This window comes from Enterobacter cloacae complex sp. P2B (genome assembly GCF_014895985.1).
Lineage (GTDB): Bacteria > Pseudomonadota > Gammaproteobacteria > Enterobacterales > Enterobacteriaceae > Enterobacter > Enterobacter bugandensis.
The window spans coordinates 213765-236189 of the sequence record NZ_JADBQQ010000011.1 but is presented as its reverse complement, the minus strand read 5'-3'; the positions used below and the strand labels follow the sequence as shown (position 1 = coordinate 236189).

Genomic DNA, 22425 nt, shown 5'->3' with positions numbered 1-22425 from the left:
GGATCAGGCACCTGCTTTCTTGAACGTCAGTGGGACGACGGTGTTGGCGTCATAGCGAGCGCGACATTCTGCGATATCGCTGGCCCCGGCTTTACAGGCGACTTCCGGCATCGGGTAGCGGGAACCGTCGGTGCAGCGGGCATTGCCGCGACTTTTAATCATCAGCTCGCCATTGCTGTGCAGCCCGGAGAAAATCTCCGCGCGGCAGACAATGTTGTCGCCGTGCACGACGCGGGCGAAACCTTTATTGTTCTGGATTTGATAGCGCATTGAGGGCGGCTTGCCGGTGACCGGATCTTTCACGTCGAGAACCGCGCGCCAGGTACCGTTCAGGAAGCGCGTCGACCCGGCTTTCACCTGACCGGCTTCCATCACCATGGCATCTTTCGGGATCGGAACAATTACCACCGGTGCGGCTTCAGGCGCAGGAGCGGGTTCTTTTTCTTTACTGGCGACGACCTCAGCCTGATGCAGGGGGAGATTCATAGCCAGCGGCTCTACCGCTTTGATCGGCTGCGGTGCAATAGCCACGGGCTCAGGAGCCGGTGCCGGAGCGGGCTCTGCCGAAGGGGCCTGTTTTGGCCACAGCAGCGGCGCGGCAACGGCTGCCACAATCACGGCGGCAACCGGCAGGGTCCACAGGGGAACGCGACGTTTTTTCGTGACGGCAACAGGCGCAGGTTCCTGAGCGGGTTGCGCAACAACCGGCGCGGGCTCCGGCTCATACAGTTCTTCCGGCGTAATACGCACGGCGGCGACGGGCGCAATCAGCGGCTCGTCTGCTTTTTCAAAGGTGATGGCCGGTTCGGGAGTGGGCTCTGGCTCGGGCTCTTCAATCACAACGGGGGCAGGCTCGGGGATCAACGCTTCACGCAGGCAGTCGAGGACATCGTCGCGCGCATTTTCGTTCAGGTTTACAAAACCCCAGAAGCAAATAATCGGCTTTCCTGCGACCAGGAAAACAAAATTCTCGCCGGGAAACTGAAACGCTTTCGACAGCAGCGAGCCGAAAAGCTGCTGCGCGGTTTTGGGCGACTGGAGGCATTTCTTGCTTAACGACTCAACGCTGGCAAGCGTGTTTTCCAGATAGCGCAGGGCGCGGTAGCGGTCGTCTTCACTGGCCGCCTTCCAGCTGGTGACGCTTCCCTCAACGGGGGAATACCAGTCCACGCGGTCGCCGCTGTCGTTGACCTGAGGAATAGCCAGACAGTCCACTATGGCCTGCTGTTTGCGCAATCGAAGCGCTTCCCGGATTTGTAACGCTGATTCAAAAACGGCCTGTCCGCCGCCGCCAACGGCCTGAAAATCATCCAGATTACCGCTGCGTAAAAGAGTTTTTGCCACGATTTGATCCCATATACTTCTTCACACCGTTACTTTAACGAAACGAGGAAGCAAACAAACGGAGGAAGAGACGCTAAAAGCGCCGATTTCTTGCGGCATAGATCGTGACGGTTGTGCTTGACGAATAACGTAACTTAAGGCAAATCACCTATTTTTGCACTGGAGGTAAAACCGGCAAAAAACGCGCCTTTAGAATAACCTGATAGTGTTTCGTTATTTGCCAGGTGATAAGGGCTGTGCTGTTATTACTGACCTATATAATAAATCTGTCAGGGTTATAACTATGTCTACAGGGAAAACGCTGCTCGCCCTTGCGCTGAGCGCTCTTTTACCAGCCGGTGCCGCATGGGCGGCAAACAACGACACCCTTATTTACTGCTCCGAGGCATCGCCAGAGTCGTTCAACCCGCAAATCGCCAGCTCCGGCCCGTCGTTCGTGGCCAGCTCTCAGGTTCTGTACAACCGCCTGATCAATTTCGACCCGGTGAAAAATACCCCGGTACCGTCACTGGCGGAATCCTGGACGATTTCACCGGACGGCAAGACCTATACCTTTACCCTGCGCAAAGGGGTGAAGTTCAACAGCAACAAATACTTCAAGCCGACGCGCGACTTTAACGCCGATGACGTTATTTTCTCGGTGATGCGTCAGAAAGACCCTAAACACCCGTACCATAATGTGTCCCAGGGCAACTACGAATACTTCAACGATGTCGGGCTCGATAAGCTGATTCAGGACGTTAAAAAGGTCGACGATTATCACGTCCAGTTCACCCTGAGTGAACCCAACGCCGCGTTCCTGGCCGACTGGGGAATGGATTTCGCGTCGATCCTCTCCGCCGAATACGCCGATGTGATGCTGAAAAAAGGCACGCCTGAGAACGTCGATACCTGGCCGATCGGTACCGGGCCCTATGTGCTCCAGCAGTACAAGGTGGACTCGCTGATCCGCTACGTCGCTAATCCGAACTACTGGGATGGCGAGGTGCCGACCAAACATCTTATCTTCTCCATCACGCCAAACGTGGAAACCCGCCTGGCGAAATTGCAGACCAACGAGTGTCAGATTATTCCTGCGCCGTCTCCGGTTCAGTTTGACGTGATTAAAAAGAACAAAGACCTGACGCTGCACTCTGTCGATGCGCTGAATGTTGGCTATCTGGCGTTTAATACCGAGAAAAAGCCGTTCGATAACGTGCTGGTGCGTCAGGCGCTAAACTACGCGACCGACAAGAAGGCTATCGTTAATGCGGTCTTTATGGGCTCCGGTACGGTGGCAAAATCGCCGATCCCGCCAAATATGCTGGGCTTTAATAAAGATCTGCAGGACTACAGCTACGATCCTGATAAAGCAAAAGCGCTGCTGAAGCAGGCCGGGCTGGAGAAGGGCGCGGAAGTCACGCTGTGGTCAATGCCGGTTCAGCGTCCGTATAACCCTAACTCGCGTCGTATCGCGGAGATGATCCAGAGCGACTGGGCGAAAGTCGGCGTGAAGGCCAAAATTGTCTCCTATGAGTGGGGCGAATACCTCTCCGGCATGCGTAAAGGCGAGCACGACTCCGCGCTGTTCGGCTGGATGTCCGATAACGGCGACCCGGACAACTTTGCCGATGTGCTGCTGGGCTGCAACAGCATTAAAACCGGGTCAAACGCCGCGCGCTGGTGCGATAAGGGTTATGATGCCCTGGTGCAAAAAGCGAAGCTGACCAGCGATCCGGCCGAGCGTGCGAAACTGTACGGCCAGGCGCAGGAGATTTTCTACCAGCAGGCACCGTGGATCGCGCTGGCAAACGGCAAAACGTTCTTTGCAACCCGCAGCAACGTGACCGGATACAGCGTGAGCCTGATGGGCAGCGATTTCTCTAAAGCGAAGCTGAACTAAGCATTTATTGCCGGGTGAGGCGTAAGCCACCACCCGGCAAAAACAAGGAGTGACAATGTCACATTTAAACGAAGTTACCGCCCGCGTGGATGCCGCCATCGAAGAGAGCGTCATCGCCCACATGAACGAACTGCTGATTGCATTGAGCGATGATGCCGATCTCAGCCGTGAAGACCGTTACGCCCAACAGCAGCGTCTGCGTACCGCGATTTCGCACCACGGTAAGCAGCACAAAGAGGAGATGGATGCGCGCCAGGAACAGCTGATCAAGGGCGGCACCATACTGTAATCAAAACTGGCGTCGCGCTACCAGCCAGGCCCCGACGACCAGCATCACCGCGCCGCATACCGGGCCGATCAGCGCGCGCAGGGGAATGCCATGGCTTCTCAGCATGTCAAGGACCAGCCCGCCAATCAGCTGGCTTGCGACCAGCACCGCGATGGTCGTTGCCGCGCCCACGTTCTGGTAGCCGCTGATGCTTGCAAACACAAAAAACGACCCCAGGAGCCCCGGGATCAGCGTCCACCAGCGCACCGTTGCGGCCAGCTCACTGAACCCGGCGAAGCCCTGCTTCAGCAGCAGAATGCTGACAAACAGCACAATGCCGACCAGGGAGTTCAGCAGCATTGCGATAAGAATGGTGGAGGAGGACTGGGTGATACGCACCATTAAGGTGTTTTGCACCACCAGACCGATCCCCGCCGCCACCAGGAACGCCAGCGTCAGCGACTGATTCATGGGATTGCGTCCGGGTCGCTGCGCTCGTCCAGCTGCAGCTGCATAAAGGTTAAGTCCAGCCAGCGGCCAAACTTGGTTCCCACCTGCGGCATCTGCCCCGTAGTCACAAAACCGAGCGTTTCGTGGAGGTGAATCGAGGCCTTATTTTGCGCTTCAATGCCGGCCACCATCACGTGTTTGCCGATGGCGCGGGCCTCATTGATCAGCGCTTTCATTAACGTGCGGCCAATGCCTTTACCCTGATGCTCCGGATGGATATATACCGAATGCTCAACCGTGTGACGAAAGCCGTCGAAGGCGCGCCAGTCGCCGAAAGAGGCGTACCCGGTAACCGCACCATTATCCTCAGCCACCAGAACCGGGTAACCCGCGAGCGTGCGGGCCTCGAACCAGGCGATTCGGTTATCGGTATCAACGGTTTTATCGTTCCAGATCGCGGCAGTATGCAGCACCGCATGGTTATAGATCTCTCCTATCGCAGCGCAGTCTTCTTTACAGGCGTGACGAACGATCATGATTAAACCTCTGTATGTTGTTTACTATAGTATTACGCTATAGATATGATATTACACAACTGTATCGTCAGAGCGCTACGTGAGAATGATTATGTGCCCCATTGAAACGGCGTTCATACGCTTTAGTATGACGTTATGAACACAATAACAGACACAATGAATCAGCGTATTAGCGCCAGAATTCGCCTCGAACGTGAATCACGCGGCTGGTCTCTTAGCGAGCTGGCCGAGCGGGCAGGCGTATCTCGCGCCATGATCCACAAGATAGAGCGCGGCGACAGCAGCCCGACGGCAACCTTGCTTGCCCGTCTGTCAGGCGCGTTTGGGATCAGCATGTCGACCCTGATTGCCAGAGCCGAGATGCAGGAGGGAAAACTTCTGCGCCTGGCGAACCAGCCCGTCTGGCGCGATCCGCAAACCCACTACCTTCGTCGCCACGTTTCTCCCCGTACCGATCTGCCTATCGACCTCGTTCAGATTGAACTGCCCGCGGGGAGCGACGTCCCGATGCCGGCGTCCTCCTACGCGCTCGCGCGGCAGCTGATCTGGCTGCAGTCCGGCGAGCTGGTATTCCAGGAGGGCGATACTCGCCACGAGATGAAGGCCGGAGACTGTCTGGAGCTGGGGCCGCCAAACGACTGCCGTTTTATCAACGAAACGAATGAAACCTGCATCTATCTTGTGGTCCGGCTTAACCAGTCTGCCTCGTAATGTTAAGGCGATAATGCCGATCGTGAGCCAGGCTGTAATGACATTTGTACCAGAAGGAGAATCCGATGAATCAATCTGTTTCGCAAAACCGCCGCTGGGTGCTGGCCTCTCGCCCACAGGGCGCGCCGGTGGCGGAGAATTTTCGTCTGGAAGAGCAGCCCGTTCCTGCTCCTCAGGCGGGGCAGCTGCTGCTTCGCACCGTCTGGCTGTCGCTGGACCCTTACATGCGGGGCCGCATGAGCGATGCGCCATCCTATTCTCCGCCGGTTGAGATTGGTGCGGTGATGGTAGGGGGAACGGTTAGCCGCGTTGAGCAGTCAAACCACCCCGACTTTAAAGCGGGTGAATGGGTGCTGAGCTACAGCGGCTGGCAGGAGTACGCGCTTTCGGACGGCAGCGGCCTGGTCAAGCTGGGCGATAATCCCACCCATCCCTCCTGGGCGCTGGGCATTCTTGGGATGCCGGGCTTTACCGCCTACATGGGGTTGCTGGATATCGGACAACCGAAAGCGGGTGAAACGCTGGTGGTCGCCGCCGCGACGGGCCCGGTTGGGGCGACCGTCGGGCAGATCGGTAAAATTAAAGGCTGCCGCGTGGTCGGGGTAGCCGGTGGGGCAGAAAAATGCCGCCACGCCGTTGAGGTTCTTGGATTTGACGTGTGTCTCGATCACCACGCGGCGGATTTCGCTGAGCAGCTGAAACGCGCCTGTCCGAAAGGCATTGATGTCTACTATGAAAACGTCGGAGGGAAAGTGTTTGACGCCGTGCTGCCGCTGCTGAATACCTCCGCGCGCGTGCCGGTGTGTGGCCTGGTGAGCGGCTACAATGCAACGGGGCTGCCTGACGGACCGGACCGTTTGCCGCTTCTGATGGGGACGATTCTGAAGAAACGCATCCGGATGCAGGGCTTTATCATTGCCCAGGACTACGGCCACCGCATTCATGAGTTTCAGGAAGAGATGGGGCGCTGGGTGCAGGAGGGCAAAATTCACTATCGTGAACAGGTGACGGACGGGCTGGAAAACGCGCCTGAAGCGCTGATTGGCCTGCTGGAAGGAAAAAACTTCGGTAAAGTCGTGATTCGCGTCGCGGGTGACAATAAATAAAAGGCACTATGGCGGGGTTTCCCGCCATATTTATTTGTGAAGATACGATATATTGTCTTTAATTAACGGACATGGCTTTTCGCGCCATCATCCCGGATGAGCCCGAAACCGATAAAAAAAACACATTTTGCATTTTTTGCTGTTTTACGTACTTCCCACCACCAGGCATGACGATACAGGATATATCGGACCAGCGTCGTTTTATTAAAACTGGCGTTTAAAAATAGCATTAAGTTTTAGCTACAGGAATTGAACATGCTTGATTTGGATCACTTAGAAAAAGCCCAAAGGATCAGTCTTACCATGCAAGTTGAACTCAGTTTGAAAGGAGCGTTAATTACAGGCTCCCTTAAACCGGGTGCACGACTGATTACGAAAGAGATCGCCGACAAATTAGGAACCAGCATTACCCCAGTGCGCGAGGCGCTGCTGCGTCTGGTGTCAGCAGGGGCATTACATGCCACGCCAGCACAGGCATTTCTGGTGCCGGAGGTGACGCTGGACCGTTATAACGAAATCAACGCTATTCGCAAGCAGCTTGAACCCATGGCGGTTGCCGCAGCCTGTCAGAATATGTCTGACCAAAAGATCGAGACGTTGCGCAAATTGTCGGAAGCGTTTCATGAGGCCATGCGCAACGGGAACGTTCAGCAGGCATTGCAGGCAAATCGCATCTTCCGCTTTACGCTTTATCAGTACGCGGAAATGCCCACGCTGAATGCATTAATTGAACAGCTTTGGGTGCGCATCGGGCCTTGCATTAACTATCTGCACCAGGAGCTTAATGACATTAAGGAAGCGACGTATCACTATGACGAACTGCTTTCAGCCCTGGAACGCCGGGATGTCGACGCCAGCCAGAAGGCGATTGAAAAATCGATTGATGAAGCGAATACGCTTTTACAGCGACAATATTTTAACTGAGAGATAATTTAACAGAGCGACTATATACCGCGTCTATTTATTTATCTGGTGAATAACTCCTGATGGCATTTTGCCATCAGGATCGTTATTTTCGGTATAAAATAAACTTTACTTATTTGTTACTCGAATCGATAAGACACCGACAGACCCACACCGTAGTTACGGCCAGGCGCTGGCTCGTAATAACGCCCGTTGGATTCGTTGACAATAACCGAGCCAACGTACTCTTTGTCGAACAGGTTATCTACGCGGCCAAAGACGTCCATCCCCCAGTTGCCGTAGTTGAATTTATACCCGGTATTCAGCCCGACCACCGTGTACGATGGCGCTTTCGCCGTGTTCTCGTCGTCGGCCATGATATCGCTCATGTAGCGCACGTCCGAGCCCGCGTACCAGCCTTCTTCAGGCTGCCAGCCAAACGACGCATAGCCCATATTGCGGGCAATGCCCGGCATACGGTTACCGTTACAGTCCGCGTCGCCGCAGACGTTGGTCCGGTAGGTGGCATCAAGGTAGGTCCACGCCATTTTCAGCTTCCAGTTCTCAGCAAACTGCTGATCGAGAGACACTTCGACTCCCTGACGGCGGGTCTTTCCGGCATTTTTATAGCTTGTGCGGCCACCAGAGCTGGCATCCACCACGATCTCGTCATCCGTATCGGTGCGGAACAGCGCTGCCGTCAGCAGGCCATTGCCAATGCGGGTTTTGCTGCCCACCTCATACGTGTTGTTCGTGGAAGGCTGCAGGCCGATATTCAGGCCGCCCTGGTTATCGGCGCGATACGAAAGCTCGTTGATGGTTGGCGTTTCGAACCCACGCCCTGCGGCAGCGTAGAGGTTCCACGCGTCCGTCACCGCATACTTCACGGAGCCCGCCGGGAGCCACTTGTGATAGCTCGCGTCACCGCTGTCGTCGCCGTTGCCCGGCGTAACGTAATGGTCGTTAGAATCAAACCAGACCGAGCTATAACGCACGCCCGCATCCACGGACAGTTTCTGCGTCAGCTGCCAGCTGGTCTGCAGGTAAGGGTCGACGTTCCACATCAGGTTACGTTCGTTCCGGCGTTTATCACCCTTCACGCCGTAATCCGGCACGCCGTTGTTCATCACGAAGTTCTCGTACCCGCGACGATCTTCACTCATATTTTCATAGTTCAGACCGGTGGTGAAGGTGACCGGCACCAGCAGCTCGCCGCGGTGTGTCCAGCGGGTATCAACCCCCTGATAATGACGCTGCATATCGATCACGCCGCCGGAGTGAGAAGGCCTCAGCTGCGGCTGGTAGGGAATCGACTGGTACTGGGTCATTTCACGCTCGCCGGCGTACATCATCACGCTGAGATCGTCCTGAGCGCTAAGCTGGCGGTCGTAGCGCAGCCCCGCCTGAGTCTGCTTGATGGTCTTGCGCGTGTTGTACTGATCGCCGCGCGGGGACTGACGCGGGTTATCCTGCCACTCCTGATAGCTCAGCCCGCCCGGATCGTTTGCTTTCATGTCCACGCTGTTAAAAATCAGCGTTAACTTGCTGGCATCGTCAATGCGTACGCCCAGTTTGGCATTAGCGAGATTCTTCCGCGCGCCGCTGTGGTCGCGGTAGCCTTTAGTGGTGAAGCGGGTGGTGGATACGGTGTAATCCACGTCCCCGGCATGGGTGCCATCGCCCATTGCGCCGGTGGCTTTCATGCCGTAGCGCCATGTCCCGTAACTGCCGTAATAGCTGCTTGCCTCGATGGTCGGCGGCTGCTGCCCGGTTTGCGTATTGATGTTAATCACGCCGCCAGAGGCGTTGCCATACAGGGCGGAGAAGGGACCGCGCAGCACCTCAACGCTGTCAATGCTGGAGAGATCGATGTTGGAGGTCTGGCCCTGTCCGTCCGGCATGGTGGCTGGAATACCGTCGACGTACATGCGAATGCCGCGCACGCCAAACGTTGAGCGGGCACCAAACCCGCGCATCGAAAGCTGGAGATCCTGAGCATAGTTCTGACGGTTCTGAATCTGTAGTCCCGGAACGCTGCCAAGCGATTCGGAGAGATTAATGCGCGGCGCGGCGTGGCGCATATCCTCGCCATTCACGACGCTGACCGCCGCCGGAGTATCAAGCTCTGATACGGTTTGCGGCGTGGCGCTGACGATCATGGTCTGTTCCTCTGCGCTCATCGCGCTTAGAGGCGCAAAAACAACGGGAACCAGCAGCAGCGGGAGAGATGCCTTACGGGCAGATATGATTTTCATGAGTAAAACCGGTTGTGATGTATAAACGAACCAAATGGAACATGTCCATACATGTTAAAGGTTTTGTAAATGTTTTGAAAACTATAACCGCACATTGCGTTAATGAAAGGCAATAGGGAAAAGAAAAACTCCACTTTTAACTTATTAATGATTACTATTCTCATTATCAAAACGGCAATGCCATGACGTTGCCAGCCGGAAGCGATGTCAGCAGTACCCCCAATTTTCAAAAAAGGAATTGTTATGTCTTTACGCCATCTGAGCTCGCCACGCCTGAGTACGTCTCTGCTGTCTGCCGCTTTACTGTTTGCCGGAACCTTCCAGGCGCATGCCGCCGAAGAGATGCTGCGTAAAGCGGTGGGTAAAGGTGCCTATGAAATGGCGGTCAGCCAGCAGGAGAACGCCCTGTGGGTTGCGACGTCGCAAAGCCGTAAACTCGACAAGGGTGGCGTTATCTATCGCCTCGATCCTGCTACGCTTGAGGTGACGCAGGCCATTCATAGCGATCTCAAACCGTTTGGCGCCACCCTCGACGGCGCGACGCAAACCCTGTGGCTGGGTAATACGATCAACGGCGCAGTGACGGCCATTGATGCGAAAACGGGCGACGTGAAAGGGCGACTGGTGCTTGATAGCCGCCAGCGCAGTGAAACCGTCAAGCCGCTGCAGCCGCGCCAGCTGGTGGCGGATGACGCGAGCAACACGATTTACATCACCGGAGTCGGCAAAGAGAGCGTGATTTGGGTCGTGGATGGCGCAAAGCTGAAGCTGAAAGAGACCATTGCCAACACCGGCACATACAGTACCGGTCTGGCGCTGGATGCAAAGGCGAAACGCCTGTACACCACCAATGCAGACGGTGAGCTGGTCACCATTGATACCGCCACCAACAAAATCCTGAGCCGCAAAAAAGTGCAGGACGACGGAAAAGAGCACTTCTATCTGAACCTGAGCCTGGACACCGCCGGTCAGCGCGCGTTCCTGACCGATTCAAAACAGCCGGAAGTGCTGGCGGTGAGCCTGAAAGACGGCAGCGTGATCGAGAAAATCGCCGCGCCTGAATCCCTGGCCGTTCTGTTTAATCCGGCTCGCAATGAAGCCTACGTGACGCACCGTGAGGCCGGCAAGGTGAGCGTGATTGACGCGAAGACCTACAAAGTGACGAAAACGTTCGATACGCCGGTCTACCCGAACAGCCTGGCGCTCTCTGCGGATGGCAAAACGCTTTACGTGACGGTGAAGCAGAAATCTACCCGCCAACAGGAAGCGACCCAGCCTGACGATGTGATTCGTATCGCGCTGTAATATAAAAAAAGGGAAGGCATATGCCTTCCCTTTTTAATACCTGTTTGATGCTTAACGCGAGGTCTCTTCCACCAGCGGCGCGTCGTGTTTTTCATCGTCAGGATGAACCGGCGCGGTGCTGTGAATTTCGTGAACGCGCTTACGCACGCCGAACCAGCCAGCGATCAGCAGCACGGCCAGCAGCGGGATGGTGGCGATGGTATAGGTGCCGTTCGGGTAGTCGAACGCCATCAGCACCAGCACGCTGAACAGGAAGAGCAGGGTGAGCCAGGAGGTCACCGGCGCGCCCGGCAGCTTAAAGCTGATATCTGCGGCTTTGCCTTCTTTAATGGCTTTACGCAGACGCATCTGGCAGACCACGATAAAGGCCCAGGAAGCGATAATGCCGAGTGCGGCCACGTTCAGAACGATCTCAAAGACCTGAGACGGCACCAGATAGTTCAGGAAAACGCCGAAGACATACACCACCAGCGTGGCAAGAATGCCTGCGTAAGGCACGTGCTGCTTGCTCATCTTCGACATGAACTTCGGCGCTGAACCGCCCATCGACATGGAGCGCAGGATACGCCCGGTAGAGTAAAGTCCGGAGTTCAGGCTGGAGAGCGCCGCCGTCAGCACCACGATGTTCATGATGCTGCCCACGTAAGGCACGCCGAGCTTCGAGAAGAAGGTGACGAACGGGCTCTGGCCGGCCTGATAGGCGTTCCACGGCAGCAGCAGAACCAGCAGCACCACGGAGCCGACGTAGAACAGACCGATACGCCAGATCACGCTGTTAATGGCTTTTGGCACCATCGTTTGTGGGTCTTTACATTCGCCCGCAGCGGTACCGACCAGCTCAATAGAGGCAAAGGCAAACACCACGCCCTGCACCAGAACCAGCGCAGGCAGCAGACCGTGCGGGAAGAAACCGCCGTTATCGGTTATCAGGTGGAAGCCGGTAGCATTGCCGTCCAGCGGCTTGCCGCTGCCGAGGAAGACGGTACCGACCACCAGGAAAATCACAATGGCGAGCACTTTGACCAGCGCAAACCAGAACTCCATCTCGGCGAACCACTTCACGCCGATCATGTTCATGGTGCCGACGATCGCCAGCGCGCCAAGGGCAAAGACCCACTGCGGCACATCACCGAACGCGCCCCAGTAGTGCATATACAGCGCAACGGCGGTGATATCGACGATACCGGTCATCGCCCAGTTGACGAAGTACATCCAGCCTGCCACGTAGGCGGCTTTTTCACCGAGGAATTCTCGGGCGTAAGAGACGAAGCTTCCGCTGGAAGGGCGATGCAGTACCAGTTCACCCAGCGCGCGAAGAATGAAGAAAGAGAAGATCCCGCACACCAGATAGACCAGGGCGAGAGCCGGGCCCGCCATCTGCAGACGCGCGCCAGCACCTAAAAACAGACCCGTTCCGATAGCGCCGCCGATGGCGATCATTTGAACCTGACGGTTGCCCATCGCTTTGTGGTAGCCCTCTTCGTGGGAGTTCAACCAGCGACGTTTCGCAGCGTGATGATCGGCTGCGCTTTTATTGCTTGTTTTCATTGAGTTACCTGTTTGCCTGTCTGAACCATTATCGTGATAGTCCTGCCTGGCAGAGCGCAATACAAACGATTGCTTCTGCGCAAACACATGCCGCCTTCCCAGTCATTCTGCGTATGGATAAGGCGAAACATGGCGAGGCATCCTACCTGCAATTGATAAGCGACGCAAAATATAACCGTGCCGAAAGTGATGCACGTCGAAGGAAATCGTGTGGTCAGAGCAGAGGGGGATCACAACACGCTGAATCGTGATGAGTTTTTAGTCAAAACAATCGCGACGTTGTTTATTTAATCATCAGATTCCCTTAATTATTACCAGATGGTATAAATTTTTACTGCCGCAGGGCATCGAGAAGCAACCTGAACGCGGTTGTGTGCTGTCGACGGCTTGGATAATAGAGGTGATATCCTTCAAACGTGGGGCACCAGGACTCAAGGACCCTGACGAGCCGTCCGTACTGAAGGGCGTCCAGGACCGAGGACTCGGGCACGTAGGCTAATCCGAGGCCACTCTCCGCCGCGTCGATGCGCTGCGACAGATTACTCAGTGTAAGCTGTCCTTCAACCCGCACCCGAAGCTCGCGCCCGTCGCGCTCAAACTCCCAGTCATACACTGCCCCTCGGGTGGGCAGGCGGAGATTGATACAGCGGTGTTCACCCAGCTGCTCCGGCACGAGCGGCACGCCAAAACGAGCCAGGTAATCCGGGGAGCCGACGACCGCCATGCGCATGTCCGGCGCTATCCGCACCGCAATCATATCTTTTGCCACCTGTTCACCCAGGCGTACCCCCGCGTCGAAGCGGCCATCGACGATATCTGTCAGGCCGTTGTCGACCGTCACTTCGACGTTGATTTCAGGATACTGCAGCATAAAAGCCTTCAGTGCCGGCCAGAGCACGGCGTTCATCGCGTGCTCGCCGGCGACGATGCGGATAGCGCCTGCGGGTTTGTCGCGGGTGCTGCAAAGCGCCGTGAGTTCCTGTTCGATCTCCTGCAGATGCGGGCTGAGGCGCGAAAAGAGCTGCTCACCCGCGGGTGTCGGAACCACGCTGCGGGTTGTGCGGGTTAACAGGCGAACGTCTAATCGCGCTTCAAGCTTGCGCATCGCATGACTCAGTGCCGATTGCGAGACGCCCAGCTGCGCCGCTGCGCGCGTAAAGCTGCGCTCGCGGGCCACTACCATAAAGGAGAGCAGGTCGTTGAAATTATCTTTTAGCATTGCGGTTCTATTTATGAATTTGAGTCATGTGTTCTATCTCATTATGTACCCTAATGCTCCAGAATGCTTTGCGCTACTGTTAACGCAACAGTCAACAAGGAGCAAAAGATGAAAATTATCCGCAGCGGTTCATTACCTTCAGCAACAGGCCCGGAGGCCTGGTTTACCGGCGCTGTTCGCATTGACGCGCCCTTTCAGGCGAGCGAACCTGCCAGCGTCGGCGGGGCAACCGTGACCTTTGAGCCGGGGGCGCGCACGGCCTGGCATACGCATCCCCTGGGACAAACGCTGATTGTGACGCAGGGGCGCGGCTGGTTACAGGCGTGGGGCGAAGAGGCGGAAATCCTGAATCAGGGCGATATCGCCTGGATCCCACCCGGCGTGAAGCACTGGCACGGCGCAAGTGCGCAAACGGCGATGACGCATATCGCCATCGCCGAAGCGGTAAACGGCAGCCCGGTAACGTGGCTGGAAAAAGTGACCGACGAACAGTACCCGAACGGCTAACCGCCAAAAACGGCAATCGCCTGCTGCAGGCGCGGTTGATCAAACAGCAGCACCAGACTGGCCAGCTGCAGACGTTTCTCAGGGAATAAATAGACTGCCAGACAGGAGAGTAACACCGCCGCGGTAATACCAGGAAGCATTTCGTTAACAGAATGAAAACGTTATGATTCGGTCTCATTTTCGTAAATACAGGGAGGCTGAGGTGAAAATTAACGTCATCGGAACCAGCGGAAGTGGAAAAAGCACGCTGGCGAAGCAGATTGCGACCGAACTGGCTATTCCCTATATCGAGATGGACAGACTCTACTGGCGACCCGAATGGCAGGGAACGCCGGACGATGAGTTTCAGGAAAAGCTTGAGCAGGTGCTACAGGCGTCGCCAGACTGGGTACTCGACGGCAACTATAACCGCACGCGGCCCGTTAAATGGCGTAATGTAGACGTTGTCGTGTGGGTGGATTATGGGTTTGTCCGCACCCTCTGGCAGGCCGTCAACAGGGCAATCAAACGGGCCTGGCATAAACACGAGCTTTGGCCCGGAACCGGGAACAAAGAGAGTTTCCGGCGCGCGTTCTTCAGTAAAGAGTCGATTCTCATCTGGACGATGAAAACGTGGCGTAACAACCGCACGCGTTATGAAGCCGATCTGCAAAACCCGCAATATGGGCATATCCGCTTCGTCCATATTACCCGCCGCGGGCAGGCGGAAACGCTGATTGCCGCCTTAAAATCTTATTCTTAGTAGGGTTTTATATATCTGATTTCCGGCAAACCAAATGTAAATTAATTGTTTCTCAGTGGTGAAATACGCCTTTAATAATGTCGACATGTTAAGTCAAACGAGAACGCAACATGTCATGGCGAATCAGCATTCTGGATAAAAGCCCCATCGCTGAAAATGAAACGGCTGCCGATGCGCTGGCGCGGACGTTAGCGCTGGCGCAACAGGCAGAAAATCTGGGCTATCACCGCTTCTGGATTGCCGAACACCACAACACTCCCCATCTTGCTAGCCCTTCGCCGGAGCTGCTGATTGCCTGGATCCTCGGGCAAACAAAGCGCATCCGCGTGGGCTCTGGCGGCGTCATGCTTCAACACTACAGCCCCTATAAAGTCGCTGAAAACTTTAACGTTCTGGCCGCGCTGGCGCCGGGTCGCGTGGATCTGGGCGTCGGGAAAGCCCCCGGTGGTTTGCCGCTCTCAACCCGCGCGCTTCAGCAGGGCCTGAATCAGCAGGAAAAGGGCAGCTTTGCCGAACAGCTGGACCAGCTCGATCGCTGGATCCGTCCTGAAAACCAGTCGGCGGAAGAGGCCGTTCGTGCCACGCCGTTGCCGCCGGTCCCTGCACAAGGTTTCCTGCTGGGGGCCAGCCCCGAAAGCGCGCTGCTCGCCGCATCGCTCGACTGGCACTTCGTCTTTGCCGCACACCTGAACGGCGATCCGGAGCTGCTGCGCGAGGTGGTATCGATCTGGCGGAAGAACAGCGCGCGGGAGGTGATTGTGGCGGTGCAGGCGGTTGTCGCGCCGACCCAGGCCGAAGCGGACGCGCTGGCGCAGAAGGTCGAAGTGTGGGGCGTTGAGCTGGCAAACGGCCAGCGCGTAACCGTCGCCAGTGAGGAGCAGGCCTACGCCTTTGCCCGTCAGGCGGGGAGCGAGCCGGTACGCATTGCCCGTCGGGCCCAGTCGCTGCTGGCGGGAACAGCTGAGTCGGTGCTGGAACAGCTTAACGCGCTGCACGAACAGTGGGGCATTGACGAATTTATCATCGACACGCCGGTCGCGGAGGGGGCAACGCGCGTCGCGTCTCTGCGTCTGCTGGCCGAGGCGCGTCTTAACAGGGAGGTCACCGTATGAGCTTCGGCGAACAACTGATTGCCTGGCGTCGTGAGCTGCACCGGAACCCGGAGCTGTCCGGCCAGGAAGTGGAGACCACCGCGCGCCTGCGCCAGTGGCTGACGAATGCCGGTATTCCCCCACAGCCTTACGATCTGCCGACCGGTCTGGTGGCGGAAATTGGAACCGGTAGCAAGCTGATTGCGCTGCGGGCAGACATTGATGCCCTGCCAATTGAAGAGCGCAGCGGCGTGCCGTTTAGCTCGCAGCATGCAGGCGTGATGCACGCCTGCGGACACGATATCCACACCAGCGTGATCCTCGGCGCCGCGTTAAAGCTCAAAGAGCGGGAAGCCTCACTTAACGGCAGGGTGCGTATCCTGTTTCAACCTGCCGAAGAGAACTTTGGCGGTGCGAAGAGCATGGTGCGTGCCGGTGCCCTGCGTGACGTCAGCGCCATTTTCGGTATGCACAACGAGCCGGGCCTGCCGGTCGGTGAGTTCGCCACCCGCGGCGGACCGTTTTATGCCAACGTCGATCGCTTCGTGATCCGCATCACCGGCAAGGGCGCACATGCGGCCCGCCCGCACGAAGGCAACGACGCCATTGTGCTGGCGAGCCAACTGGTGACGGCGCTGCAAAGCGTCGCCAGCCGCAACGTCAACACGCTGGATTCGGTGGTGCTGAGCGTGACGCGCATCGCAGGGGGTAACACCTGGAACGTGCTGCCCGAAAGCGTCGAGCTGGAGGGCACGCTTCGCACCCACCGCACGGAGGTGCAGCAGAACGTGAAGGCCCGCGTGGGCGAAATTGCCGCCGGGTTTGCCAGCGCCTTCAGCGCGCAGATCGACATCACCTGGTATGCCGGGCCCACCGCGCTGGTGAACGACGAGCGCTGGGCCGACTTCGCCACCTCGGTCGCGCGTGAGGCCGGTTATGAAACCCGGCACGCGGAACTGCATATGGGCGGGGAAGATTTTGCGGTCTACCTGCAGTCTGTTCCCGGCGCGTTTGTCAGCATCGGCAGCAACAGCCCGTATGGTTTACACCACCCGGCGTTTAATCCTGACGAAGCCCTGATTGAGCCCGCAGCCCGCTATTTTGCACAGCTGGCGGAAAAAGCCCTGCAACACGTTTAATTCTGGAGAGGTAAATATGTCTGCACATCGTCAACTGCGGCTTGGGACCATTTTGCATGGTGCATCGGGCAATATGTCCGCCTGGCGTCATCCGGCGGCGGTCGCGGATGCCAGCATTAATTTTGAATTTGTAAAAGAGACGGCGTTAAAAGCGGAGGAGGGCAAACTCGATTTTTTATTCGTTGCCGACGGTCTTTATATAAATGAGAAATCCATTCCGCATTTTTTAAACCGCTTTGAGCCGTTAACGGTATTATCCGCGCTGGCAAGCATCACCACGCGTCTGGGGCTGGTGGGAACGTTATCCACCTCCTACAGCGAACCCTTTACCACGGCGCGCCAGTTCGCCAGCCTCGATCATCTGAGCAACGGACGTGCGGGCTGGAACGTAGTGACTTCGCCGCTGGAAGGGTCGGCAAAGAACTTCTCTCGCGAAAAACACCCCGAGCATGCGCTGCGCTATCGCATTGCGGATGAGTATCTCGACGTGGTGAAAGGGCTGTGGGACTCCTGGGAAGGCGACGCGTTTATTCGCAACAAAGAGAGTGGGCAGTTTTTTGACCCGGCCAGGCTGCATACCCTCGATCACCACGGTGACTTCTTCCAGGTCGCCGGTCCGCTGAATATTGGTCGCACCCCGCAAGGGCGTCCGATTGTTTTTCAGGCGGGCGCGTCGGACGACGGGAAAAAGCTGGCGGCAAAACATGCCGACGCCATCTTCACGCATCACGAAACGCTCGACGAGGCAAAAGCGTTTTACCGCGACGTTAAGCAGCAGCTGGAAACAAACGGCCGCCGCTCGTCAGATTTACATATCTTCCAGGGCGTCAGCGTGATTGTCGGTAAAGACGCCGATGACGTGGAAAACCAGTATCAAACCACGGCGGCGCTGGTGTCGGTTACCGATGCCCTCAATTACCTCGGGCGTTATTTTGAACATCACGATTTCAGCCAGTATCCGCTCGACGAGCCGTTCCCGGATATCGGTGACTTAGGCAAAAACAGCTTCCGCAGCACCACCGATGAAATTAAGCGAAATGCCCGCGAGCGCAACTTAACCCTGCGCCAGGTGGCGCTTGAGGCCGCATCGCCGCGCCCGCGCTTTTCCGGCACGCCGGAGGAGGTCGCCGACGGTCTGCAGGCCTGGTTTGAAGGCTATGCCGCAGACGGCTTCATCATCCAGGGCGGTACGCCGGATACCTTTCCGCGCTTTGTTGACCAGGTGGTGCCCGTTTTACAGGCCCGCGGCCTGTTCCGCACCGACTACCCGGGAACCACGCTGCGCGAAAGCCTTGGCTTAGACCAACCGAAAAACCAGTTCACACAACAATAAAAGAGAACTCCGCTATGCAGAAAACATCGCTTATTCTGGCGCTCGCGCTGGCCTTTACCCCTGCCGTCTGGGCAGAGAATGTGAACATTAACGGCACCGGCGTGAGCATCGAGGCCAATAAAACGCCGATCAATACCGCCAAAAACAGCGATGCAGTGGCGCAGCTGCCGAAAGATTATCGCTTCGCCGTGCCGGGGAAATTTACCGTGGCGGTGGCGGGCCTCAATCAACCGCCGCTGACGGTATTTTCCGACGACAACAAAACGCTGCTCGGGAGTGAAGTTGACGTCGCCCGTCTGGTGGCCGACAGCCTCGGACTTGAGTTGAACGTGGTGCCAACGTCGTGGGAAGACTGGCCGCTGGGCGTGGCGTCCGGGAAATACGATGCCGCCATCAGCAACATTACCGTTACCAAAGCGCGCAAAGAGAAGTTTGATTTCGCCACCTACCGTAAGGACTCCCTCGGTTTCTACGTGAAATCGACCAGCCCGATCGAATCGCTTCAGAAGGCTGAGGACATCGCCGGGCTGCGGATTATCGTTGGTTCCGGGACCAATCAGGAGGCCATCCTGCTGGCATGGAATGCTGAAAACCTGAAGAAGGGGCTAAAACCGTTTACCCCGATCTACACCAAAGACGATGCGGCGCAAACGCTGGCGCTCCAGTCCGGGCGCGCGGATGCCTACTTTGGCCCGAACGTGATTGGCGCATGGAAGGCGGCGCTGAACGGGAAAACCAAACTGGTGGGCAGCGTCGACGGCGGCTGGCCGAAGGCGGCGCACATTGCGGTGACGCTGAAGAAAGGCAGCGGGCTGGTTGAGCCGGTGCAAACCGCGCTGAACGGCGTCATCAAAAACGGCGATTACGACAAAGTGCTGAACCGCTGGGGGGAAGGCGTTGAGCGTATTCCGCAGTCAGAAGTGAATCCTGATGGCCTGGGTGATTAAGGAGGCGCTATGCGTGAACAATTTCGTGACGTTTCACCGGAAGATGCCGAACTTCAGCCCATTATCGAGGGGCTGTTCGGTGAATATGCCGCCCGCTACGGTGACTACTTCTCTAAAGACGCGGAAGTGGAACTCACCGAGTGGTATTTAGCGCCGCAGGGGCTGTTTATCGTCCTGGAGCGTGAAGGAAAAATCATCGCCACCGGTGCGTACAAACCCTTCGACGAACGCACTGCGGAAATCAAGCGCATCTGGACGGACAAAACCCTGCGTCAGCAGGGGCTTGCCGGACGCGTAGTGCAGGAGCTGGAGCGCAGGGCGGTGCTGGCAGGTTACAGCCAGATCTACCTGACAACCGGTTTTCGCCAGCCGGAAGCGGTCAGGCTCTATCTCAGCCAGGGCTACCAGCCACAGTTTGATCTGAACCGGGATCCGGAAGAGTACAGCCAGCCGCCGTTTGACGGTCGGCTGCGCTTCACTAAAACGCTGGTACGCGAAGCGTTCAGTAAAACCGCATGAGGAACGACGATGAGCAACGTTGAAACCATTAAGGTGGTCCCGGCGCGTTATCCGCTGCGGACCGTCGGCGCCGCGGTCGCGCTGTTTGTCCTGGCGGTCGTGATCCAGTCCGTCGCTTTCAACCCGCGCTGGGAGTGGGCGGTGTTTGCCCGCTGGTTCTTTGACCCGGTTATTCTCGAAGGCGTAGGACAGACTCTGCTGCTTACCCTGATCGGTACCGCGCTGAGCGTGGTGTTGGGCGGCATGCTGGCGCTGGCGAGACTCTCCTCGTCATGGCTGCTGAGCAGCCTGGCGTGGGGCTATATCTGGCTGTTTCGCTCGCTGCCGCTGATCGTGGTGCTGATCATTCTCTACAACTTTTCCTATCTCTACGACACGCTCTCCCTCGGCGTGCCGTTCACCAGCATTAGCTGGGGCAGCTTTGAGACCATTAACGTGCTCGGGCAGTTCTCCACTGCCGTGGTGGGGCTAACGCTGGTGCAGAGCGCCTATACCGCCGAGATCATTCGCGGTGGATTCCTCGGCGTCGATCACGGGCAGTATGAGGCCGCCGCCGCGCTTGGCCTGCCGGCCTGGCGACGTACGGTGCGGATAATCCTGCCTCAGGCGTTGCGCACCATTCTGCCGTCCGGGTTCAATGAAATTATCAGCCTCGCCAAGGGAACGGCGATGGTCTACGTCCTGGCAATGCCGGAGCTGTTCTATACCATCCAGATGATCTACAACCGTACCCAGGAGGTGATCCCGTTGCTGATGGTCGGTGCCGCCTGGTATCTGGTGATTACCACCGTCTTGTCCGCTATTCAGTACGGTGTTGAACGCGCACTCGCCCGCAGCGAACGCCGCTCTGCGGTTAATCAGAACCGTGCCGCCCGTCGCACCCGTTCCGTCACCACCACGCCATCACAGGAGCCTATCCATGCAAGCCTCTCCTGAAGGACATATCTCGATTACCGGCGTCAGCAAGTATTTTGGTCGCCATAAGGCGCTCGACAACGTTTCGCTTGAGATCCCGCCCGGTTCCGTGACGGTCATTCTCGGGCCCTCAGGCTCGGGCAAATCGACGCTGCTGCGCACCATTAACCATCTGGAGCGCGTCGACGAAGGCTTTATTCAGATCGACGGGGACTACATTGGCTACCGTCGTCAGGGCGACAAGCTCTATGAGCTGAAGGAGAAAGAGATCCTCAAGCAGCGCGTCAACGTGGGCTATGTGTTTCAGAACTTCAATCTCTTTCCTCACCTCACGGTGCTGGAAAACCTGATTGAGGCGCCCATCGCGCATAAGAAGCTCAGCAAAAAAGAGGCGGTGGAAAGGGCATACAGCCTGCTGGATGTGGTCGGGCTGCGGGATAAAGCCGATGCCTGGTCTCGCCATCTCTCCGGCGGGCAGCAGCAGCGCATTGCGATTGCCCGCGCGCTGGCGTTACGCCCCCGCGTGATGCTGTTTGATGAACCTACCTCGGCGCTGGATCCGGAGCTGGTGGGAGAGGTGCTGGACGTGATCAAAAAACTGGCCCGGTCCGGCACTACGCTGGTGGTGGTCACCCACGAGATCGGCTTTGCCCGCGAGGTGGCGGATCAGGTGGTGTTTATGGTCGACGGGAAAATCGTGGAGCAGGGCAGCAGCGACGCGGTATTGAACCGTCCGTCGCATGCGCGAACGCGCCAGTTCCTGTCAAAAGTGCTGTAAGGAGCGCAGATGAAATACGGACTTCTGGCGGGGCTGGTCTTCACAACGGCAAGCCACGCCAGCATCGATCTGAAAGCCAACGAGCAGCCGCTGCCGGTGACGGTGGATCGGCAGGCCGTGGCGAAGATCCCCGCCGGTTATAAATTCGTTGAGCCGGGTACGCTGACGGTCGCCGTCTCGATGCTGAACTCCCCGCCGCTGGCGCTGCTGGCCAGCGATAACCGCACGCGGATTGGCAGCGACCCGGATATCGCCCGCCTGCTGGCGGGCAGCCTGGGGCTGAAGCTAAAGCTGGTGCCAACGGCGTGGGAAGACTGGCCACTGGGCATCGCTTCCGGGCGCTACGACGTGGCGCTGGTGAACATTGCGGTGACCGAACAGCGTAAAGAGAAGTTTGATTTTGCGACCTACCGCGTCGATTCGTTGGCGTTTTCGGTGAAGTCCACCAGCGAGATTCAATCAATCAAAAGCGCGGAAGATCTGGCCGGAAAAAAGGTGATTGTCGGCTCGGGCACCAATCAGGAGCGCATCCTGCTGGGCTGGAACGAAGAGAATAAAAAGGCGGGGCGAGCGCCTGCGCTGCCGGTCTATCTCCACGACGATGCCTCGGGCAATCTCTATATCCAGTCCGGCAGGGCGGACGTGTTCTTTGGCCCTCAGTCGGTTTCAGCTTACAAAGCGGCGCTCACCGGCAAAACCCGCGTGGTCGGTTTAGGTCCGAAAAAAGCTTATGTCGCCACCACGACCAAAAAAGGCAATGGGCTGGTGTACGCGCTGCAGGCCGCGCTGAACGGGGCGATTGAGCGCGGAGAGTACCAGAAAGTGCTGGCGCGCTGGGGCGAACAGGGCGAAGCGGTGGCGCAATCGGAGGTCAACCCGCCTGGGATAACCTACTAATGGTGCTCTACACTTAGGATTTTCACTCCT

Annotated in this window: 21 protein-coding genes and 1 pseudogene; 15 read left to right on the top strand and 7 right to left on the bottom strand. The window is 57.2% G+C overall.

What is annotated here, in order from left to right; all coding sequences use genetic code 11:
• Nucleotides 1-3 precede the first annotated feature (3 nt).
• Nucleotides 4-1344: an SrfA family protein gene (locus IM313_RS11230; protein WP_048999922.1), complete on the bottom strand. Its 1341-nt coding sequence runs from the start codon at nt 1342-1344 to the stop codon at nt 4-6.
• 283 nt (nt 1345-1627) lie between these two features.
• Between IM313_RS11230 and IM313_RS11225 the strand changes: the two genes are divergently transcribed.
• Both IM313_RS11225 and IM313_RS11220 read left to right on the top strand, forming a co-directional pair.
• Nucleotides 1628-3226, top strand: a complete 1599-nt coding sequence (locus tag IM313_RS11225; protein ID WP_028013296.1) for an ABC transporter substrate-binding protein — start codon at nt 1628-1630, stop codon at nt 3224-3226.
• 55 nt (nt 3227-3281) lie between these two features.
• The gene (locus IM313_RS11220) at nt 3282-3515 is read left to right on the top strand and encodes a YdcY family protein (protein WP_048999920.1); all 234 of its coding nucleotides are present in this window, start codon (nt 3282-3284) and stop codon (nt 3513-3515) included.
• On the opposite strand, the gene IM313_RS11215 is transcribed toward IM313_RS11220, so the two are convergent.
• Nucleotides 3516-3965, bottom strand: coding sequence for a DMT family transporter (locus tag IM313_RS11215; RefSeq protein WP_048956113.1), 450 nt, complete (start codon nt 3963-3965; stop codon nt 3516-3518).
• On the bottom strand, nt 3962-4480 hold the full coding sequence (locus IM313_RS11210; RefSeq protein WP_048999919.1) for a GNAT family N-acetyltransferase: 519 nt from the start codon (nt 4478-4480) through the stop codon (nt 3962-3964). The genes IM313_RS11215 and IM313_RS11210 overlap by 4 nt, the downstream gene beginning before the upstream one ends.
• Nucleotides 4481-4615: 135 nt before the next feature.
• Between IM313_RS11210 and IM313_RS11205 the strand changes: the two genes are divergently transcribed.
• From IM313_RS11205 to IM313_RS11195, 3 genes are all read left to right on the top strand, one after another.
• The gene (locus tag IM313_RS11205; protein ID WP_028013292.1) at nt 4616-5191 is read left to right on the top strand and encodes an XRE family transcriptional regulator; all 576 of its coding nucleotides are present in this window, start codon (nt 4616-4618) and stop codon (nt 5189-5191) included.
• 65 nt (nt 5192-5256) lie between these two features.
• A complete protein-coding gene (locus IM313_RS11200) occupies nt 5257-6297 on the top strand; it encodes an NADP-dependent oxidoreductase (RefSeq protein ID WP_028013291.1) in 1041 nt (346 codons plus the stop codon).
• Between the two features lie 255 nt (nt 6298-6552).
• The gene (locus tag IM313_RS11195) at nt 6553-7221 is read left to right on the top strand and encodes a GntR family transcriptional regulator (protein ID WP_028013290.1); all 669 of its coding nucleotides are present in this window, start codon (nt 6553-6555) and stop codon (nt 7219-7221) included.
• A gap of 119 nt (nt 7222-7340) precedes the next feature.
• Here the strand turns inward: IM313_RS11195 and pqqU are convergent, their stop codons facing one another.
• Nucleotides 7341-9455, bottom strand: a complete 2115-nt coding sequence (gene pqqU / locus IM313_RS11190; RefSeq protein WP_041909791.1) for a TonB-dependent receptor PqqU — start codon at nt 9453-9455, stop codon at nt 7341-7343.
• A gap of 243 nt (nt 9456-9698) precedes the next feature.
• Here pqqU and IM313_RS11185 point away from each other — a divergent pair, with 243 nt between their 5' ends.
• On the top strand, nt 9699-10760 hold the full coding sequence (locus tag IM313_RS11185) for a YncE family protein (RefSeq protein WP_192971134.1): 1062 nt from the start codon (nt 9699-9701) through the stop codon (nt 10758-10760).
• A gap of 51 nt (nt 10761-10811) precedes the next feature.
• Here the strand turns inward: IM313_RS11185 and ansP are convergent, their stop codons facing one another.
• Both ansP and IM313_RS11175 read right to left on the bottom strand, forming a co-directional pair.
• Complete coding sequence (gene ansP, locus IM313_RS11180) at nt 10812-12308, bottom strand: L-asparagine permease (protein ID WP_028013287.1); 1497 nt, start codon at nt 12306-12308, stop codon at nt 10812-10814.
• Between the two features lie 331 nt (nt 12309-12639).
• On the bottom strand, nt 12640-13527 hold the full coding sequence (locus tag IM313_RS11175) for a LysR family transcriptional regulator (protein WP_192971133.1): 888 nt from the start codon (nt 13525-13527) through the stop codon (nt 12640-12642).
• A 108-nt stretch (nt 13528-13635) separates the two neighbouring features.
• Between IM313_RS11175 and IM313_RS11170 the strand changes: the two genes are divergently transcribed.
• Nucleotides 13636-14034: a cupin domain-containing protein gene (locus IM313_RS11170; RefSeq protein WP_045260619.1), complete on the top strand. Its 399-nt coding sequence runs from the start codon at nt 13636-13638 to the stop codon at nt 14032-14034.
• Here the strand turns inward: IM313_RS11170 and IM313_RS11165 are convergent.
• Nucleotides 14031-14174: a hypothetical protein gene (locus IM313_RS11165; protein WP_154818592.1), complete on the bottom strand. Its 144-nt coding sequence runs from the start codon at nt 14172-14174 to the stop codon at nt 14031-14033. The two genes, IM313_RS11170 and IM313_RS11165, sit on opposite strands and share 4 nt — an antisense overlap.
• A 62-nt stretch (nt 14175-14236) precedes the next feature.
• Between IM313_RS11165 and IM313_RS11160 the strand changes: the two genes are divergently transcribed.
• The 8 genes and pseudogenes from IM313_RS11160 to IM313_RS11120 all read left to right on the top strand — a co-directional run bounded on the left by IM313_RS11160 (nt 14237) and on the right by IM313_RS11120 (nt 22395).
• Complete coding sequence (locus IM313_RS11160) at nt 14237-14776, top strand: AAA family ATPase (protein WP_028013284.1); 540 nt, start codon at nt 14237-14239, stop codon at nt 14774-14776.
• A gap of 110 nt (nt 14777-14886) precedes the next feature.
• Nucleotides 14887-15888 carry an LLM class flavin-dependent oxidoreductase gene (locus IM313_RS11155; RefSeq protein WP_192971132.1) on the top strand — a complete coding sequence of 334 codons (1002 nt, stop codon included), beginning with the start codon at nt 14887-14889 and terminating at the stop codon, nt 15886-15888.
• Nucleotides 15885-17006: an amidohydrolase gene (locus IM313_RS11150; protein ID WP_028013282.1), complete on the top strand. Its 1122-nt coding sequence runs from the start codon at nt 15885-15887 to the stop codon at nt 17004-17006. Before IM313_RS11155 ends, IM313_RS11150 begins: the two co-directional genes overlap by 4 nt.
• A gap of 16 nt (nt 17007-17022) precedes the next feature.
• A pseudogene (locus IM313_RS22555) lies at nt 17023-19286 on the top strand (NtaA/DmoA family FMN-dependent monooxygenase).
• 9 nt (nt 19287-19295) lie between these two features.
• Entirely contained in the window at nt 19296-19805 is a 510-nt protein-coding gene (locus IM313_RS11135; protein WP_192971130.1) for a GNAT family N-acetyltransferase, read from the top strand.
• Nucleotides 19806-19814: 9 nt separating this feature from the next.
• The gene (locus IM313_RS11130) at nt 19815-20741 is read left to right on the top strand and encodes an amino acid ABC transporter permease (RefSeq protein ID WP_192971129.1); all 927 of its coding nucleotides are present in this window, start codon (nt 19815-19817) and stop codon (nt 20739-20741) included.
• Complete coding sequence (locus tag IM313_RS11125; RefSeq protein ID WP_023292311.1) at nt 20725-21498, top strand: amino acid ABC transporter ATP-binding protein; 774 nt, start codon at nt 20725-20727, stop codon at nt 21496-21498. Before IM313_RS11130 ends, IM313_RS11125 begins: the two co-directional genes overlap by 17 nt.
• Nucleotides 21499-21507: 9 nt before the next feature.
• Nucleotides 21508-22395, top strand: coding sequence for an ABC transporter substrate-binding protein (locus IM313_RS11120; RefSeq protein ID WP_088205498.1), 888 nt, complete (start codon nt 21508-21510; stop codon nt 22393-22395).
• Nucleotides 22396-22425: the final 30 nt, after the last annotated feature.

What these genes read in the sequence shown, in the direction of transcription:
- pqqU (WP_041909791.1), bottom strand. Translation starts at nt 9,455, where the DNA reads ATGAAAATCATATCTGCCCGTAAGGCATCTCTCCCGCTGCTGCTGGTT.
- IM313_RS11175 (WP_192971133.1), bottom strand. Translation starts at nt 13,527, where the DNA reads ATGCTAAAAGATAATTTCAACGACCTGCTCTCCTTTATGGTAGTGGCC.
- IM313_RS11130 (WP_192971129.1), top strand. Translation starts at nt 19,815, where the DNA reads ATGAGCAACGTTGAAACCATTAAGGTGGTCCCGGCGCGTTATCCGCTG.
- IM313_RS11170 (WP_045260619.1), top strand. Translation starts at nt 13,636, where the DNA reads ATGAAAATTATCCGCAGCGGTTCATTACCTTCAGCAACAGGCCCGGAG.
- ansP (WP_028013287.1), bottom strand. Translation starts at nt 12,308, where the DNA reads ATGAAAACAAGCAATAAAAGCGCAGCCGATCATCACGCTGCGAAACGT.
- IM313_RS11150 (WP_028013282.1), top strand. Translation starts at nt 15,885, where the DNA reads ATGAGCTTCGGCGAACAACTGATTGCCTGGCGTCGTGAGCTGCACCGG.
- IM313_RS11155 (WP_192971132.1), top strand. Translation starts at nt 14,887, where the DNA reads ATGTCATGGCGAATCAGCATTCTGGATAAAAGCCCCATCGCTGAAAAT.
- IM313_RS11195 (WP_028013290.1), top strand. Translation starts at nt 6,553, where the DNA reads ATGCTTGATTTGGATCACTTAGAAAAAGCCCAAAGGATCAGTCTTACC.
- IM313_RS11215 (WP_048956113.1), bottom strand. Translation starts at nt 3,965, where the DNA reads ATGAATCAGTCGCTGACGCTGGCGTTCCTGGTGGCGGCGGGGATCGGT.
- IM313_RS11125 (WP_023292311.1), top strand. Translation starts at nt 20,725, where the DNA reads ATGCAAGCCTCTCCTGAAGGACATATCTCGATTACCGGCGTCAGCAAG.
- IM313_RS11165 (WP_154818592.1), bottom strand. Translation starts at nt 14,174, where the DNA reads ATGCTTCCTGGTATTACCGCGGCGGTGTTACTCTCCTGTCTGGCAGTC.
- IM313_RS11210 (WP_048999919.1), bottom strand. Translation starts at nt 4,480, where the DNA reads ATGATCGTTCGTCACGCCTGTAAAGAAGACTGCGCTGCGATAGGAGAG.
- IM313_RS11120 (WP_088205498.1), top strand. Translation starts at nt 21,508, where the DNA reads ATGAAATACGGACTTCTGGCGGGGCTGGTCTTCACAACGGCAAGCCAC.
- IM313_RS11135 (WP_192971130.1), top strand. Translation starts at nt 19,296, where the DNA reads ATGCGTGAACAATTTCGTGACGTTTCACCGGAAGATGCCGAACTTCAG.
- IM313_RS11220 (WP_048999920.1), top strand. Translation starts at nt 3,282, where the DNA reads ATGTCACATTTAAACGAAGTTACCGCCCGCGTGGATGCCGCCATCGAA.
- IM313_RS11205 (WP_028013292.1), top strand. Translation starts at nt 4,616, where the DNA reads ATGAACACAATAACAGACACAATGAATCAGCGTATTAGCGCCAGAATT.
- IM313_RS11200 (WP_028013291.1), top strand. Translation starts at nt 5,257, where the DNA reads ATGAATCAATCTGTTTCGCAAAACCGCCGCTGGGTGCTGGCCTCTCGC.
- IM313_RS11225 (WP_028013296.1), top strand. Translation starts at nt 1,628, where the DNA reads ATGTCTACAGGGAAAACGCTGCTCGCCCTTGCGCTGAGCGCTCTTTTA.
- IM313_RS11185 (WP_192971134.1), top strand. Translation starts at nt 9,699, where the DNA reads ATGTCTTTACGCCATCTGAGCTCGCCACGCCTGAGTACGTCTCTGCTG.